The sequence below is a fragment of the Streptomyces sp. NPDC001781 genome (assembly GCF_053596035.1).
Window position 1 is genome coordinate 1 of sequence record NZ_JBSFFI010000004.1, and the last position, 15,488, is coordinate 15,488.

Consider the following 15,488-nt stretch of genomic DNA (forward strand, 5'->3'; position numbering starts at 1 on the left):
CCGACGCTCTGCGCGCGACCTTCGAGCGCGACCCGCAGCTCTACTACGAGGACGGTTACCAGGAGCTGGTGAACCGGGGCTTCAAGATCGACGTGCAGCCGATCGGCGACGTCTCCTGGGTCGAGATCGACAACCACGACGACCTCGCCAAGGGACGGAAGATCGCGTGCCAGTACTGACGAGGCTCATCCCCTCGCCGGTCGTCGTCGACATCCGCCCGGGTGCCCTCGCCGACCTGGCCACCGTGCTCGCCGACGAACGCATCTCGCACTCGGGCCGCCTGGCCGTCGCCGTCAGCGGCGGCTCGGGCGCCCGGCTGCGCGAGCGGGTCGCCCCGCAGCTGCCGGGCGCGACCTGGTACGAGGTCGGCGGCGGCACGCTGGACGACGCCGTGCGACTGGCCGACGACATCCGCGCCGGGCACTTCGACGCGCTGATCGGCCTCGGCGGCGGCAAGATCATCGACTGCGCCAAGTACGCCGCCGCGCGGGTCGGACTGCCGCTGGTCGCCGTGCCGACGAACCTCGCGCACGACGGCCTGTGCTCGCCGGTCGCCACCCTGGACAACGACGCGGGCCGGGGCTCCTACGGCGTGCCGAACCCGATCGCCGTCCTGATCGACCTGGACGTCATCCGGGCCGCCCCGACACGCTTCGTGCGCGCGGGCATCGGCGACGCGGTGTCCAACGTGTCCGCCATCGCGGACTGGGAGCTGGCCAACCGGGTCAACGGCGAGAAGATCGACGGCCTCGCCGCAGCCATGGCCCGTCAGGCCGGTGAGGCCGTGCTCCGGCACCCCGGCGGGATCGAGGACAACGACTTCCTCCAGGTCCTCGCCGAGGCGCTGGTGCTGTCCGGCATCGCCATGTCCGTCTCCGGTGACTCGCGGCCGTCCTCGGGCGCCTGCCACGAGATCAACCACGCCTTCGACCTGCTCTTCCCGCAGCGCGCGGCCAGCCACGGCGAGCAGTGCGGCCTCGGCGCCGCCTTCGCCATGTACCTGCGCGGGGCGCACGAGGAGTCGGCGCACATGGCCGGCGTCCTGCGCCGCCACGGGCTGCCGGTGCTGGCCGAGGACATCGGCTTCACCGCGGACGAGTTCGTCCGCGTCGTGGAGTTCGCCCCGGAGACCCGCCCCGGCCGCTACACGATCCTCGAACACCTCGACCTCAAGACTGACCAGATCAAGGACACCTACGCCGACTATGTCAAGGCCATCGGTAGCTGAACTCCGTCCGGTCGTCCACCCCGCGGGGGTGAAGGACCGGCGCAGCGGTGAGCACTGGGCGGGACGCCTCTACATGCGCGAGGTGTCCCTGCGCATCGACCGCTACCTGGTGAACACCAGGATCACGCCCAACCAGCTCACGTACCTGATGACCGTCTGCGGTGTGCTCGCGGCCCCGGCCCTGCTGGTGCCGGGGATCACGGGCGCCGTGCTCGGCATCGTCGCCACCCAGCTCTACCTGCTGCTGGACTGCGTCGACGGTGAGATCGCCCGCTGGCGCAAGCAGTACTCGCTGGCCGGGGTCTATCTGGACCGGGTCGGGGCCTACCTGACCGACGCCGCCGTGCTGGTCGGCCTCGGGCTGCGCGCCGCCGACCTGTTCGGCAGCGGCCGTATCGACTGGCTGTGGGCGTTCCTCGGCACGCTGGCCGCGCTCGGCGCGATCCTGATCAAGGCGGAGACCGACCTGGTCGGGGTCGCCCGGCACCAGAGCGGGCTGCCTCCTGTCAAGGAGTCCGCCGCCGAGCCGCGTTCCTCCGGGATGGCGCTGGCCCGGCGCGCCGCCGCCGCGCTCAAGTTCCACCGGCTGATCCTCGGTATCGAGGCGTCGCTGCTGATCCTGGTGCTGGCCATCGTGGACCAGGTACGCGGCGACCTGTTCTTCACCCGGCTCGGCACCGCCGTGCTGGCGGGCATCGCGCTGCTGCAGACCCTGCTGCACCTGGTGTCCATTCTCGCGTCGAGCAGGCTGAGGTGAACGGAATGAAGGTCGGCGCGGTCATCATCACCATGGGCAACCGCCCCGAGGAGCTCCGGGCGCTCATCGACTCCGTCGCCAAGCAGGACGGCGACAAGGTCGCCGTGGTCGTCGTCGGCAACGGCTCACCGGTGCCCGACGTGCCCGAGGGCGTGCGCACCGTCGAACTGCCCGAGAACCTCGGCATCCCCGGCGGCCGCAACGTCGGCATCGAGGCGTTCGGCCCCGGCGGCGGCGACGTCGACATCCTGCTGTTCCTGGACGACGACGGCCTGCTCGCCCGGCAGGACACCGCCGAGCTGTGCCGGGCCGCGTTCGCCGCCGACCCGGAGCTGGGCATCATCAGCTTCCGCATCGCGGACCCGGAGACCGGCGAGACCCAGCGCCGGCACGTGCCCCGGCTGCGCGCCTCGGACCCGATGCGCTCCTCCCGCGTGACCACCTTCCTCGGCGGCGCCAACGCGGTCCGCACCAAGGTGCTCGGCGAGGTCGGCGGGCTGCCGGACGAGTTCTTCTACGCCCACGAGGAGACCGACCTCGCCTGGCGGGCGCTGGACGCCGGCTGGATGATCGACTACCGGTCGGACATGGTGCTGTACCACCCGACGACCGCGCCCTCACGGCACGCGGTGTACCACCGCATGGTGGCCCGGAACCGCGTCTGGCTGGCCCGGCGCAACCTCCCCCTGCCGCTCGTCCCGGTCTACCTCGGCGTCTGGCTGCTCCTCACGCTGGCCCGCCGTCCCTCCGGACCTGCGCTGAAGGCGTGGTTCGGCGGCTTCAAGGAGGGCTGGGCGACCCCCTGCGGCCCCCGCCGTCCGATGCGCTGGCGTACGGTGTGGCGGCTGACCCGGCTGGGCCGTCCCCCGGTGATCTGAGAAGCTCGGGTGGGGCGGGGAAGCGGCCCCGCGCAGGTGAACCGGACGATGTACTCGAAGACGAAAGTTTCCCCCTGTGAGTGAGAGAACCCATGACGGCGGTGTCGCGGTGACCGCGGCACCGTCGCCCGACGAGAGCCTGCCGGCGGCAGACCTCGCCGCCAAGTACGGGCTCGCGGTGAGCGGTGCCCGCCCCTCGCTCGCCGAGTACGTCCAGCAGCTCTGGGGCCGCCGCCACTTCATCCTGGCGTTCTCCCAGGCGAAGCTGACGGCCCAGTACAGCCAGGCCAAGCTGGGCCAGCTCTGGCAGGTGGCCACCCCGCTGCTCAACGCGGCCGTGTACTACGCGATCTTCGGCCTGATCCTCAAGGCCAGCCGGGGCATGTCGCACGACACGTACGTGCCCTTCCTGGTCACCGGCGTGTTCGTGTTCACCTTCACGCAGAGCTCGCTGATGTCGGGCGTCCGCGCGATCTCCGGCAACCTCGGCCTGGTGCGCGCCCTGCACTTCCCGCGCGCCGCGCTGCCGATCTCGTTCTCGCTGCAGCAGCTCCAGCAGCTGCTGTTCTCGATGATCGTCGTGTTCCTGGTGGTGATCGGCTTCGGCAACTATCCGCGGCTGTCCTGGCTGCTGATCCTCCCGGCGCTGGTGCTGCAGTTCCTGTTCAACACCGGGCTCGCGATGATCGTGGCCCGCATGGGCGCGAAGACGCCGGACCTCGCCCAGCTCATGCCGTTCGTGCTGCGGACCTGGATGTACGCCTCCGGCGTGATGTTCTCCATCAACCACATGCTGGAGGACAAGCCCGAGTGGATCGTCCGGGTGCTCCAGGCGAACCCGGCGGCCGTCTACATGGACCTGATGCGCTACGCCCTGATCGACGGCTACGGCGCCTCGAACCTGCCCCCGCACGTGTGGGCCCTCGCCCTGGCCTGGGCCGTGGTCGTCTTCTGCGGCGGCTTCGTGTACTTCTGGAAGGCTGAGGAGCGGTACGGCCGTGGCTGAGCAGAACACCGGCGAGCGCCGGCCCACCGTCATCGCGGACGAGCTGCACATCGTCTACCGGGTCAACGGCGCCAAGACCGGCAGGGGCAGCGCCACCGCCGCCCTGAGCCGCATCGTCAAGCGGGGCGAGCCGCGCGGGGTGCGCAAGGTGCACGCCGTGCGCGGGGTTTCCTTCACCGCCTACCGGGGCGAGGCGATCGGCCTGATCGGTTCCAACGGCTCCGGCAAGTCCACCCTGCTGCGGGCCATCGCCGGCCTGCTCCCGGCCGAGAAGGGCAAGGTCTACACCGACGGCCAGCCCTCGCTGCTGGGCGTGAACGCGGCGCTGATGAGCGACCTGACCGGTGAGCGGAACGTCATCCTGGGCGGTCTCGCCATGGGGATGTCCCGCGAGCAGATCAAGGAGCGCTACCAGCGCATCGTCGACTTCTCGGGCATCAACGACAAGGGCGACTTCATCACGCTGCCGATGCGCACGTACTCCTCGGGCATGGCGGCCCGGCTGCGGTTCTCCATCGCCGCCGCCAAGGACCACGACGTCCTCATGATCGACGAGGCTCTGGCCACCGGCGACCGCGCCTTCCAGAAGCGCTCCGAGGAACGCATCCGGGAACTGCGCAAGGAGGCCGGCACGGTCTTCCTGGTGAGCCACAACAACAAGTCCATCCGCGACACCTGCGACCGCGTCCTGTGGCTGGAACGCGGCGAGCTCCGCATGGACGGGCCCACCGAAGAGGTCCTCAAGGAGTACGAGAAGTTCACGGGCAAGTAGCCCGCGTTCCGCCAGGGCCCTGCCGGCGTACCTCCGGCGGGGCCCGGCGCCTGCAAAGGATGCGTCAACTCCGTTGGCGCGCAGGAATCCTGACGTCCATCGGCCGGTTGTCGTGATGCGCCGGACACCCCGGGGAACACCGGCGCGTCGCGCAACGTAAGCTGTACCGGTGCCGGAAACCGGCAATCGGGGCGATAATGCGCGACACCCTCCGCCGGGACGCCCCCCGGAGGGTCGGCGGCGTGTCCGAAATAGTGTGTATCGGGTCGGCAGTGTAGAACGGGAGATGTGACGGCAATGGCTACGGAAACTCCCCAGCTCACCGCGAGCCGCGCCGTCCTTGCGCCGGGCAGCGCGCAGTGACGGGAACCGACACGGCGACGGCACTGGAACGCGCCACGCTGGACAAGGCCGCGCGCGAGAACTTCCCCGTGGCTCCCTTCTTCCTGCCCCGCGCCTGGCGCGACGACCTCATGGCCGTCTACGGCTTCGCCCGCCTGGTCGACGACATCGGTGACGGCGACCTGGCCCCCGGCGGCGCCGACGCCGGCGCTCTCGGCGTCTCCCCGGAGCGCGCCCATGACCCGCTCGCCCTGCTCGACGCCTTCGAGGCCGACCTCGGCCGCGTCTTCGACGGCACCCCGCGCCATCCCCTGCTGCGCCGCCTGCAGCCCACCGTGCGCCGCCGCGGCCTCACCCCCGAACCCTTCCTCGGCCTGGTCGCCGCCAACCGCCAGGACCAGCTCGTCACCCGGTACGAGACCTACGACGACCTGCTGGCCTACTGCGAGCTCTCCGCCAACCCGGTCGGCCGCCTGGTGCTCGAAGTGACCGGCACCGCCACCCCCGAGCGCATCCGCCGCTCCGACGCCGTGTGCACCGCGCTCCAGATCGTCGAGCACCTCCAGGACGTCGCCGAGGACCTCGGCCGCGACCGCATCTACCTGCCCGCCCAGGACATGAAGCGATTCCATGTCCAGGAGAGCGACCTCGCCGCCCCGAGCGCCGGCGCGTCCGTACGCGCCCTGGTCGCGTTCGAGGCCCGGCGCGCACACGATCTGCTGAAGGAAGGCGCGCCCCTCGTGGGTAGCGTCCACGGCAGACTCAAGCTGCTGCTCGCGGGATTCGTGGCGGGAGGAAAGGCGGCGGTCCGGGCGATCGCCGCCGCCGATTTCGACGTACTTCCCGGCCCGCCCGAGCCCGGCAAGCTCCAGTTGCTGCGTGAGGCGGCCACGACCCTGCGAGGAGAGGGGTGATCCGGGCAGTGGAGGCTTCGCAAGCCGTGTCCGCACCGGTACTCGCCGCCTATCGCTACTGCGAGACGGTCACCGGCCAGCAGGCCCGCAACTTCGCCTACGGCATCCGGCTGCTGCCGACGCCCGAGCGCCGCGCGATGTCGGCGCTCTACGCCTTCTCGCGGCGCGTCGACGACATCGGCGACGGCGAGCTGCCCGGCGCGGTGAAGGTGGAACGCCTGGAGGACACCCGGGCACTGCTCGACCGGGTCCGGGCGGGCGCGGTCGAGGAGGACGACACCGACCCGGTGGCCGTCGCCCTCGCCCATGCCGCCGGGGTCTTCCCGATCCCGCTCGGCGGCCTGGACGAGCTGATCGACGGCGTCCAGATGGACGTGCGCGGCGCCACCTACGAGACCTGGGACGACCTCAAGGTCTACTGCCGCTGCGTGGCCGGTGCCATCGGACGCCTCTCGCTGGGCGTGTTCGGCACCGAACCCGGCGCACGCGGCGTCGAACGCGCCTCCGAGTACGCCGACACGCTGGGTCTCGCCCTCCAGCTCACCAACATCCTGCGCGACGTCCGCGAGGACGCCGAGGGCGGCCGTACCTACCTGCCCGCCGACGACCTGGCCAAGTTCGGCTGCTCGGCCGGGTTCGACGGACCCATGCCGCCCGAGGGCTCCGACTTCGCCGGCCTCGTCCACTTCGAGGTCCGCCGCGCCCGCGCCCTGTTCGCCGAGGGCTACCGGCTGCTGCCCATGCTGGACCGCCGCAGCGGCGCCTGCGTCGCCGCCATGGCCGGGATCTACCGCCGCCTGCTGGACCGGATCGAGCGCGACCCGGAGGCCGTGCTGCGCGGCCGCGTCTCGCTGCCCGGCCGTGAGAAGGCGTACGTCGCCGTGCGCGGCCTGTCCGGCCTCGACACACGGCACGTCTCGCGGCACACGCTCAGGGGGCGCGCCTGATGACGGCCGAGGCCCAGGGGGCGGCTCCGGCGGCCCGGCCGCCGCGGGCAACCCTCGCCCCCGGCGTGGCGTCCCTGACTGCGACGGCCGGACGTGCACCGTTCAACCAGCACGCGCGGCACGCACGGAAGGACGCGGCATGAGCGAGACCCCACGCCCGGCACGGGCGCACTCCGGCGGCACCGGCCGGGACGCCGTCGTGGTCGGGGGCGGACTCGCCGGGGTCACCGCGGCCCTCGCGCTCGCCGACGCCGGCGTGCGCGTCACCCTGCTCGAAGGCAGGCCCCGGCTCGGCGGGCTCGCCTTCTCCTTCCAGCGCGGCGACCTGACCGTGGACAACGGCCAGCACGTCTACCTGCGCTGCTGCACCGCCTACCGCTGGTTCCTCGACCGGATCGAGGGCACCTCGCTGGCGCCGCTGCAGAACCGGCTCGACGTACCCGTGGTGGACGTCGGCAAGCCCGAGGGGCGGCGGCTCGGCCGGCTGCGGCGCGACCCGCTGCCCGTACCGCTGCACCTGGGCCGCAGCCTGGCCGCCTACCCGCACCTCTCGCTCGCCGAGCGTGCCGCCGTGGGGCGGGCGGCGCTCGCGCTGGGGGGGCTCGACCCCGCCGACCCGGCGCTGGACGACCAGGACTTCGGTACCTGGCTGGCCCGGCACGGACAGTCGGCGCGTGCGGTAGAGGCGCTGTGGGACCTGGTCGGGGTCGCCACGCTCAACGCGGTCGCGGGCGACGCCTCGCTCGGACTCGCCGCGATGGTGTTCAAGACCGGTCTGCTGTCCGAGCCGGGCGCGGCCGACATCGGCTGGGCGCACGTCCCGCTGGGCGACCTGCACGACCGGCTGGCCCGCAAGGCGCTCGACTCCGCGGGCGTCCGCACCGAGCTGCGCAGCCGCGTCACCTCCCTCTCCCGAGGCGCGGACGGACGCTGGAGCGTTCAGATCCCCGGCGAGACGATCGACACCGACGCCGTCGTCCTGGCCGTGCCCCAGCGCGAGGCCCACGACCTGCTGCCCGCCGGCGCGCTCGACGACCCCGGGCGGCTGCTGCGCATCGGCACCGCGCCGACCCTCAACGTGCACGTGGTGTACGACCGCCCGGTGCTCGCCCGGCCCTTCCTCGCCGCGCTCGGCACGCCCGTGCAGTGGGTGTTCGACCGCACCGCCGCCTCCGGGCTGCGCGAGGGCCAGTACCTGGCGCTGTCCCAGTCGGCCGCCCACGACGACATCGACGCCCCCGTCGCCGACCTGCGCGCGCGATACCTGCCGGAGCTGGAACGGCTGATCCCCGGCACCCGCGCCGCGGAGGTGCGGGACTTCTTCGTCACCCGCGAGCGCACCGCGACGTTCGCCCCCACCCCCGGCGTCGGGCGGCTGCGCCCCGGCGCCCGCACCGATGCCCCCGGCCTCTGCCTGGCCGGCGCGTGGACGGCCACCGGCTGGCCCGCGACCATGGAGAGCGCGGTCCGCAGTGGCGTGAGCGCGGCCGACGCCGCTCTGGACGCCCTGGGCCGCCCCCGCCCCCGCCACCTCTTCCAGTTCGAGGAGGCGGCCTGATGCTCGTTTCGCACAGCCCGGAGGGGCCCCGCACCTCCGGTACCGCAACAAGAGGAGAGACTGTGCCCACTGTGCCGCCCCCGGCCTCGACAGCCGCCGACGCGGTGGACGTGACCGCACTGCTGGAGCGCGGCCGGACCCTGGCCACCCCGGTGCTGCGCGCCGCCGTGGACCGGCTGGCGCCCCCCATGGACACCGTCGCCGCCTACCACTTCGGCTGGATCGACGCCGCCGGGAACCCGGCCGCCGGTGACGGCGGCAAGGCCGTCCGCCCCGCCCTCGCCGTACTCTCCGCCGAGGTCACCGGCGCCGCCCCCGAGGCGGGCGTGCCCGGCGCGGTCGCCGTCGAGCTGGTGCACAACTTCTCGCTGCTGCACGACGACCTGATGGACGGCGACGAGCAGCGCCGCCACCGCGACACCGTCTGGAAGGTGCACGGACCCGCCCAGGCCATCCTGGTCGGCGACGCCCTGTTCGCCCTCGGCAACGAGGTCCTGCTGGAGCTGGGCACCGTCGAGGCCGGCCGCGCCACCCGCCGGCTGACCGCCGCCACCCGCGCCCTGATCGACGGCCAGGCCCAGGACATCTCCTACGAGCACCGCGACCGCGTCAGCGTCGAGGAGTGCCTGGAGATGGAGGGCAACAAGACCGGCGCCCTGCTGGCCTGCGCCTCCTCCATCGGTGCGGTCCTCGGCGGCGCCGACGACCGCACCGCCGACGCGCTGGAGCGCTACGGCTACCACCTCGGCCTGGCCTTCCAGGCCGTCGACGACCTCCTCGGCATCTGGGGCGACCCGGAGTCCACCGGCAAGCAGACCTGGAGCGACCTGCGCCAGCGCAAGAAGTCCCTGCCCGTGGTGGCGGCCCTGGCCGCCGGGGGCACCGCCTCCCAGCGGCTCGGCGAGATCCTCGCCGCCGACGCCAAGAGCAGCGACTTCGCCGCGTTCTCCGAGGAGGAGTTCGCGGCCCGCGCCGCCCTCATCGAGGAGGCGGGCGGCCGCGAGTGGACGGCGGACGAGGCGCGGCGCCAGCACACCGTCGCCATCGGGGCCCTGCACGCCGTCGACATGCCCGACCGGGTGCGGGACGCTTTCACGGCGCTCGCCGATTTCGTCGTCGTCAGGAAGAGATGATCACTATCGGCCGAATAATCCTCGCGTAGTCGCCGGCCGGTGCGACGCGACCAGCGGCACACCGGCCGACGGCGGACCCACAGCAGCAGGACTCGAACGACTGCACCAAGGGGAAGCCATGACAGCGACGACCGACGGAAGCACCGGGGCCACCATCCCGCCCCGCGCTGCCGCGGCCAGCGACACCGACAGCACCGTCCCCCCGGCGGCCGGGGTACCCGGGGCCGCCGAACGCGCCGCCGCGCGCGCCACCGAGTTCCTGCTGGCCCGGCAGGACCCCGAGGGCTGGTGGAAGGGCGACCTGGAGACCAACGTCACCATGGACGCCGAGGACCTGCTGCTGCGCCAGTTCCTCGGCATCCGCGACGAGGCGACCACCCGCGCCGCCGCCCTGTTCATCCGGGGCGAGCAGCGCGAGGACGGCGCCTGGTCCACCTTCTACGGCGGCCCGGGCGACCTGTCCGCCACCGTCGAGGCGTACGTCGCCCTGCGGCTGGCCGGGGACGCCCCGGACGCCCCGCACATGGCGCGGGCCTCGGCCTGGGTGCGCGAGCGGGGCGGTATCGCCTCCGCACGCGTCTTCACCCGCATCTGGCTCGCGCTGTTCGGCTGGTGGAAATGGGAGGACCTGCCCGAACTCCCTCCGGAACTCATCTGGTTCCCCACGTGGCTGCCGCTCAACATCTACGACTTCGGCTGCTGGGCCCGGCAGACCATCGTGCCGCTGACCATCGTCTCGGCCGAGCGGCCGGTCCGCCCCGCGCCCTTCCCGCTCGACGAGCTGCACACCGACCCGGCCAACCCCAACCCGCCCAAGCCTATGGCGTCGTGGGCCAGTTGGGACGGCGCCTTCGCACGGCTCGACCAGCTGGTGCACCGGCTGCGGGGGGCGGTGCCGCGCCGGTTGCGCCGGGCCGCGATGAACGCCGCCGCCCGCTGGATCGTCGAACGCCAGGAGAACGACGGCTGCTGGGGAGGCATCCAGCCGCCGGCCGTGTACTCGGTCATCGCGCTGCACCTGATGGGTTACGACCTGAAGCACCCCGTGATGCGGGCCGGCCTTGAGTCGCTGGACCGGTTCGCCATCTGGCGCGACGACGGGTCCCGGATGATCGAGGCGTGCCAGTCCCCGGTGTGGGACACCTGCCTCGCCGTCATCGCGCTGGCCGACGCCGGAGTCGCCGCCGATCACCCCCAGTTGCTCAAGGCGGCCGACTGGATGCTGGCCGAGGAGATCCGCCGTCCTGGTGACTGGGCCGTCAAGCGTCCCGAACTCCCGCCGGGCGGCTGGGCGTTCGAGTTCCACAACGACAACTACCCCGACATCGACGACACCGCCGAGGTCGCCCTCGCCCTGCGCCGGGTCAGCCATCCCCAACCCGACCGGGTGGACGGGGCGATCGCGCGGGCGGTGCGCTGGAACTTCGGCATGCAGTCGAAGAACGGCGCCTGGGGCGCCTTCGACGCCGACAACACCAGCCGGTTCCCCAACCGGCTGCCGTTCTGCGACTTCGGGGAGGTCATCGACCCGCCCTCCGCCGACGTCACCGCGCACGTCGTCGAGATGATGGCGGCCGAAGGTCTCGCCCACGACCCGCGCACCCGGCGCGGCATCACCTGGCTGCTCGCCGAACAGGAGGCGGACGGCTCCTGGTTCGGCCGCTGGGGCGTCAACTACGTCTACGGCACCGGCTCGGTGGTGCCCGCACTGACCGCCGCCGGGCTCTCACTCTCCCACCCGGCGATCCGCCGCGCGGTGCACTGGCTGCGGCAGGCGCAGAACGACGACGGCGGCTGGGGCGAGGACCTGCGCTCGTACAAGTACGCCAGGGAGTGGAGCGGCCGAGGTGCCTCCACCGCCTCCCAGACCGCCTGGGCGCTGATGGCGCTGCTCGCGGCGGGAGAGCGGGACTCCGAGGCCGTCGAGCGCGGAGTGCGGTGGCTGGCCGACACCCAGCGGGACGACGGCTCCTGGGACGAGCCGTACTTCACCGGGACCGGCTTCCCCTGGGACTTCTCCATCAACTACCACCTCTACCGGCAGGTGTTCCCGCTCACCGCGCTCGGCCGGTACCTGCACGGGGACCCCTTCGACAGGGCGCCCCTGGCCGCCCGCAGAGGCGTCCGCGCCGCGGCCGGAGGGAGCTGAATGAGATCCCGGCCCGCCCCGGCACCGCTGCTGGTCGTCTGCGCGCTCGGCATCGAGCACCTCGCCCTGCGCACCGGCGACCGGGGCGGAGCCGGGGAGCGGTTCGCCGTCCTGCGCACCGGCATGGGCCCCAGGGCGGCGGAACGGTCCGTCACCGAGCGGCTCGCCGGCCCGGGGGCCGTGGACACCGCCGTGCTGGCCACCGGCTTCTGCGCCGGGCTGGCACCGGGCATGCACCCCGGTGACCTGGTGGTCGCCGAGGAGACCCGCGACCCCCGGGGGACCGTCCCCTGCACGGGCACCGACCTGCTGGTGAAGGAACTCAGACGCGCCGTCCCCGGCCGCACCGTCCACACCGGCCCCCTGACCGGCTCCGACCACGTGGTCCGGGGTCCGGAACGGTCGGCTCTGCTCGCGACCGGCGCGATCGCGGTCGACATGGAATCGGCGGCCACCCTGCGCACCGCCGTCGGCACGGGCGCCCGCCCGGTTGCGGCCGTACGGGTGGTCGTGGACGCTCCTGAACATGAACTTGTCCGGATCGGAACGGTACGCGGTGGAATATCGGCCTTCCGCGTTCTCCGTTCCGTCCTTCCCGCGTTTTTCGAATGGCACCGTTCCTTGCCGCTCCCCCGGAGGTGAGCCAGATGGCCATGCCGTTGCGTCAGTCCATCAAGGTCGCTACATACCTGGCCGAACAGAAGCTCCGCAAGCGGGACAAGTTCCCGCTGATCGTCGAGCTGGAACCGCTGTTCGCCTGCAACCTCAAGTGCGAGGGCTGCGGGAAGATCCAGCACCCGGCCGGCGTGCTCAAGCAGCGCATGCCGGTCGCCCAGGCGGTGGGCGCGGTGCTGGAGTCCGGTGCGCCGATGGTGTCCATCGCGGGCGGTGAGCCGCTGATGCACCCGCAGATCGATGAGATCGTGCGCCAGCTCGTCGCCCGGCGCAAATACGTCTTCCTCTGCACGAACGCCATGCTGCTGCGCAAGAAGATGGACAAGTTCACCCCCTCCCCGTACTTCGCGTTCGCCGTGCACATCGACGGACTGCGCGAGCGGCACGACGAGTCCGTGGCCAAGGAGGGCGTGTTCGACGAGGCGGTGGCGGCGATCAAGGAGGCCAAGCAGCGCGGCTTCCGGGTCACCACCAACTCCACCTTCTTCAACACCGACACCCCGCAGACCATCGTCGAGGTGCTGAACTTCCTCAACGACGACCTGGAGGTGGACGAGATGATGATCTCGCCCGCCTACGCCTACGAGAAGGCTCCCGACCAGGAGCACTTCCTCGGCGTCGAGCAGACCCGCGAGCTGTTCAAGAAGGCGTTCTCCGGCGGCAACCGCAGGCGGTGGCGGCTCAACCACTCCCCGCTGTTCCTGGACTTCCTCGAGGGCAAGGTCGACTTCCCCTGCACCGCCTGGGCCATCCCGAACTACTCCCTGTTCGGCTGGCAGCGCCCCTGCTACCTGATGAGCGACGGCTACGTGCCGACCTACCGCGAGCTGGTCGAGGACACCGACTGGGACAAGTACGGCCGTGGCAAGGACCCGCGCTGCGCCAACTGCATGGCGCACTGCGGCTACGAGCCGACCGCCGTCCTCGCCACCATGGGCTCCCTGAAGGAGTCGCTGCGGGCCATGCGCGAGACCGTCTCGGGAAACCGGGAGTGAGGCCATGATCGCCGCCTTTCCGGGCGTCCCCGAGGTACCGGCCCGTCCTTGTCGCCACCCGCCGGGTGTCGCGGCGGATCCAGGTGGGGCCGGTGGCGGTCGGCGGAGACGCCCCCGTGTCGGTGCGGTCGATGACGACGACCCGTATCTCGGACGTCGGGTTCGGCTGGAAGTGAATGTCCGCGAGCACCGGGATCTGCGACTTCCGCGCGATCGTCGCCAACACAGTCCGCCGGCCCCGAGATCCCGGCCCTGGGGCCAGGTGGGCGGCACGGACGTGCTCCGCCGGGACGACGAGCCGGACGTCCTCCTCGTCGCCGTCGGCGTGATGGCGCCGGTCTGCCTCCAGGTCGCCTCGCTGCCCGGCGCGCGGGGCGTCGGCTGCACGGTGGTGGACCCGCGTTGGGTCAAGCCCGTCGACCCCGCCCTGCCCCGGCTCGCCGCCAGGCACCGGCTGGCGGCCGTGGTCGAGGACAACAGCCGGGCGGGAGGGGTGGGTTCGGCCGTGGCGCCGGCCCTCGGGGACGCCGACGTGGACGTGCCCGTACGGCGGTCCGGCATCTCGGACCAGTTCCTCGCGCACGCCGAACGGAGCGAGGTGCCGGCCGACATCGGCCTCACGCCGGTGGAGATCGCCGGGCGGATCGGCGCGAGCCTCGCCGTCAAGGACGTAACCGCACGGCAGAACCAGGAGAGCTGAATGAGCACGGAGTTCGACCTCGGAGCCCTCCTCGCCGCGCGCGGAGCCGAGCGCTACGACCTGCACGCGCGCCACCTCAACCCGCAACTCCCGCGCATGCTGCACACCATCGGCTTCGACAAGGTCTACGAGCGTGCCGAGGGCGCCCACTTCTGGGACGCCGAGGGCAACGACCACCTCGACATGCTCGCCGGATTCGGTGTCATGGGCCTCGGCCGGCACCACCCGGTCGTCCGCAAGGCCCTGCACGACGTGCTCGACCTGAACCTCGCCGACCTCACCCGCTTCGACTGCCAGCCGCTGCCCGGCCTGCTCGCCGAACGCCTGCTGGCCCACAGCCCGCACCTGGACCGGGTGTTCTTCGGCAACAGCGGTACCGAGGCCGTGGAGACCGCGCTGAAGTTCGCCCGCTTCGCCACCGGCCGCCCCCGCGTCCTCTACTGCGACCACGCCTTCCACGGTCTCACCACCGGCTCGCTGTCGGTCAACGGCGAGAGGGGCTTCCGCGACGGTTTCGCCCCGCTGCTCCCCGACACCGCCGTGCCCCTCGGTGATCTCGACGCCCTGGCAGGGGAGCTGGAGAAGGGCGACGTCGCCGCCCTCATCGTCGAGCCGATCCAGGGCAAGGGCGTGCACGAGAGCCCGCCCGGCTATCTCCGCGCCGCCCAGGAACTGCTGCACCGGCACAAGGCGCTGCTCATCGCCGACGAGGTGCAGACCGGACTCGGCCGCACCGGCGACTTCTACGCCTACCAGCACGAGGACGGCGTCGAGCCCGACCTGGTGTGCGTCGCCAAGGCGCTCTCCGGCGGCTACGTCCCGGTCAGCGCCACGCTGGGCAAGGACTGGATCTTCAAGAAGGTCTACTCGTCCATGGACCGGGTGCTGGTGCACTCCGCGAGCTTCGGCTCCAACGCCCAGGCCATGGCCGCCGGGCTCGCGGTGCTCTCCGTCATGGAGGACGAGCAGATCGTCGCCCGGGCGCGGACCACCGGCGAACTGCTGAAGTCCCGGCTCGCCGCGCTCATCGGGAAGTACGAGCTGCTGGCCGACGTGCGCGGGCGGGGCCTGATGATCGGCATCGAGTTCGGCCGTCCCGACTCGCTGAAACTGCGTGGCCGCTGGACCATGCTCCAGGCCGCCCGCAAGGGACTGTTCGCGCAGATGGTCGTCGTCCCGCTGCTCCAGCGGCACCGGATCCTCACCCAGGTGTCCGGCGACCACCTGGAGGTGATCAAGCTGATCCCGCCGCTGGTGATCGACGAGGCGGACGTGGCCCGGTTCGTGGACGCCTTCACCGCCGTCATGGACGACGCGCACAGCGGCGGCGGGCTGATGTGGGACTTCGGGCGGACCCTGATCAAACAGGCGGTCGCGGGACGCTGAGGCCCTTCGCCTGGCCTTCTGACGGGCTTTTTGCCTCTGAGGCAACAA

At 72.1% G+C, this 15,488-nt stretch carries 14 protein-coding genes and 2 pseudogenes; all 16 read left to right on the top strand.

Annotation, left to right across the window (positions count from 1 at the left end; genetic code table 11):
• Window positions 1-179: pseudogene (locus ACWCV3_RS04600) on the top strand (phosphocholine cytidylyltransferase family protein); the annotation flags it as partial.
• Window positions 167-1,228, top strand: coding sequence for an iron-containing alcohol dehydrogenase family protein (locus ACWCV3_RS04605; RefSeq protein ID WP_451218259.1), 1,062 nt, complete (start codon window positions 167-169; stop codon window positions 1,226-1,228). The pseudogene ACWCV3_RS04600 and the gene ACWCV3_RS04605, both read left to right, overlap by 13 nt.
• Window positions 1,206-1,985, top strand: a complete 780-nt coding sequence (locus tag ACWCV3_RS04610) for a CDP-alcohol phosphatidyltransferase family protein (protein ID WP_451218262.1) — start codon at window positions 1,206-1,208, stop codon at window positions 1,983-1,985. The genes ACWCV3_RS04605 and ACWCV3_RS04610 overlap by 23 nt, the downstream gene beginning before the upstream one ends.
• 5 nt (window positions 1,986-1,990) lie before the next feature.
• Window positions 1,991-2,863: a glycosyltransferase family 2 protein gene (locus tag ACWCV3_RS04615; protein WP_451218265.1), complete on the top strand. Its 873-nt coding sequence runs from the start codon at window positions 1,991-1,993 to the stop codon at window positions 2,861-2,863.
• Between the two features lie 76 nt (window positions 2,864-2,939).
• On the top strand, window positions 2,940-3,869 hold the full coding sequence (locus ACWCV3_RS04620; RefSeq protein WP_451218268.1) for an ABC transporter permease: 930 nt from the start codon (window positions 2,940-2,942) through the stop codon (window positions 3,867-3,869).
• A complete protein-coding gene (locus tag ACWCV3_RS04625; RefSeq protein ID WP_451218271.1) occupies window positions 3,862-4,641 on the top strand; it encodes an ABC transporter ATP-binding protein in 780 nt (259 codons plus the stop codon). Before ACWCV3_RS04620 ends, ACWCV3_RS04625 begins: the two co-directional genes overlap by 8 nt.
• A 359-nt stretch (window positions 4,642-5,000) precedes the next feature.
• A complete protein-coding gene (gene hpnC / locus ACWCV3_RS04630) occupies window positions 5,001-5,897 on the top strand; it encodes a squalene synthase HpnC (RefSeq protein ID WP_451218274.1) in 897 nt (298 codons plus the stop codon).
• On the top strand, window positions 5,894-6,844 hold the full coding sequence (gene hpnD, locus ACWCV3_RS04635) for a presqualene diphosphate synthase HpnD (protein ID WP_451218277.1): 951 nt from the start codon (window positions 5,894-5,896) through the stop codon (window positions 6,842-6,844). Before hpnC ends, hpnD begins: the two co-directional genes overlap by 4 nt.
• On the top strand, window positions 6,844-6,987 hold the full coding sequence (locus ACWCV3_RS04640) for a DUF6380 family protein (RefSeq protein WP_451218280.1): 144 nt from the start codon (window positions 6,844-6,846) through the stop codon (window positions 6,985-6,987). Before hpnD ends, ACWCV3_RS04640 begins: the two co-directional genes overlap by 1 nt.
• Window positions 6,984-8,402 (top strand): hydroxysqualene dehydroxylase HpnE, encoded by a 1,419-nt coding sequence (hpnE, locus tag ACWCV3_RS04645; protein ID WP_451218283.1) that lies wholly within the window; start codon window positions 6,984-6,986, stop codon window positions 8,400-8,402. Before ACWCV3_RS04640 ends, hpnE begins: the two co-directional genes overlap by 4 nt.
• On the top strand, window positions 8,402-9,535 hold the full coding sequence (locus ACWCV3_RS04650) for a polyprenyl synthetase family protein (protein WP_451218286.1): 1,134 nt from the start codon (window positions 8,402-8,404) through the stop codon (window positions 9,533-9,535). Before hpnE ends, ACWCV3_RS04650 begins: the two co-directional genes overlap by 1 nt.
• A gap of 118 nt (window positions 9,536-9,653) precedes the next feature.
• The gene (gene shc / locus ACWCV3_RS04655; protein WP_451218289.1) at window positions 9,654-11,684 is read left to right on the top strand and encodes a squalene--hopene cyclase; all 2,031 of its coding nucleotides are present in this window, start codon (window positions 9,654-9,656) and stop codon (window positions 11,682-11,684) included.
• On the top strand, window positions 11,685-12,326 hold the full coding sequence (locus tag ACWCV3_RS04660; protein WP_451218292.1) for a phosphorylase family protein: 642 nt from the start codon (window positions 11,685-11,687) through the stop codon (window positions 12,324-12,326).
• A gap of 5 nt (window positions 12,327-12,331) precedes the next feature.
• Window positions 12,332-13,354 (top strand): adenosyl-hopene transferase HpnH, encoded by a 1,023-nt coding sequence (gene hpnH / locus ACWCV3_RS04665; RefSeq protein ID WP_130329116.1) that lies wholly within the window; start codon window positions 12,332-12,334, stop codon window positions 13,352-13,354.
• Window positions 13,355-13,573: 219 nt separating this feature from the next.
• Window positions 13,574-14,054 (top strand): annotated as a pseudogene (locus ACWCV3_RS04670) (transketolase C-terminal domain-containing protein); the annotation flags it as partial.
• Window positions 14,055-15,440: an aspartate aminotransferase family protein gene (locus ACWCV3_RS04675; protein WP_451218296.1), complete on the top strand. Its 1,386-nt coding sequence runs from the start codon at window positions 14,055-14,057 to the stop codon at window positions 15,438-15,440.
• Window positions 15,441-15,488: the final 48 nt, after the last annotated feature.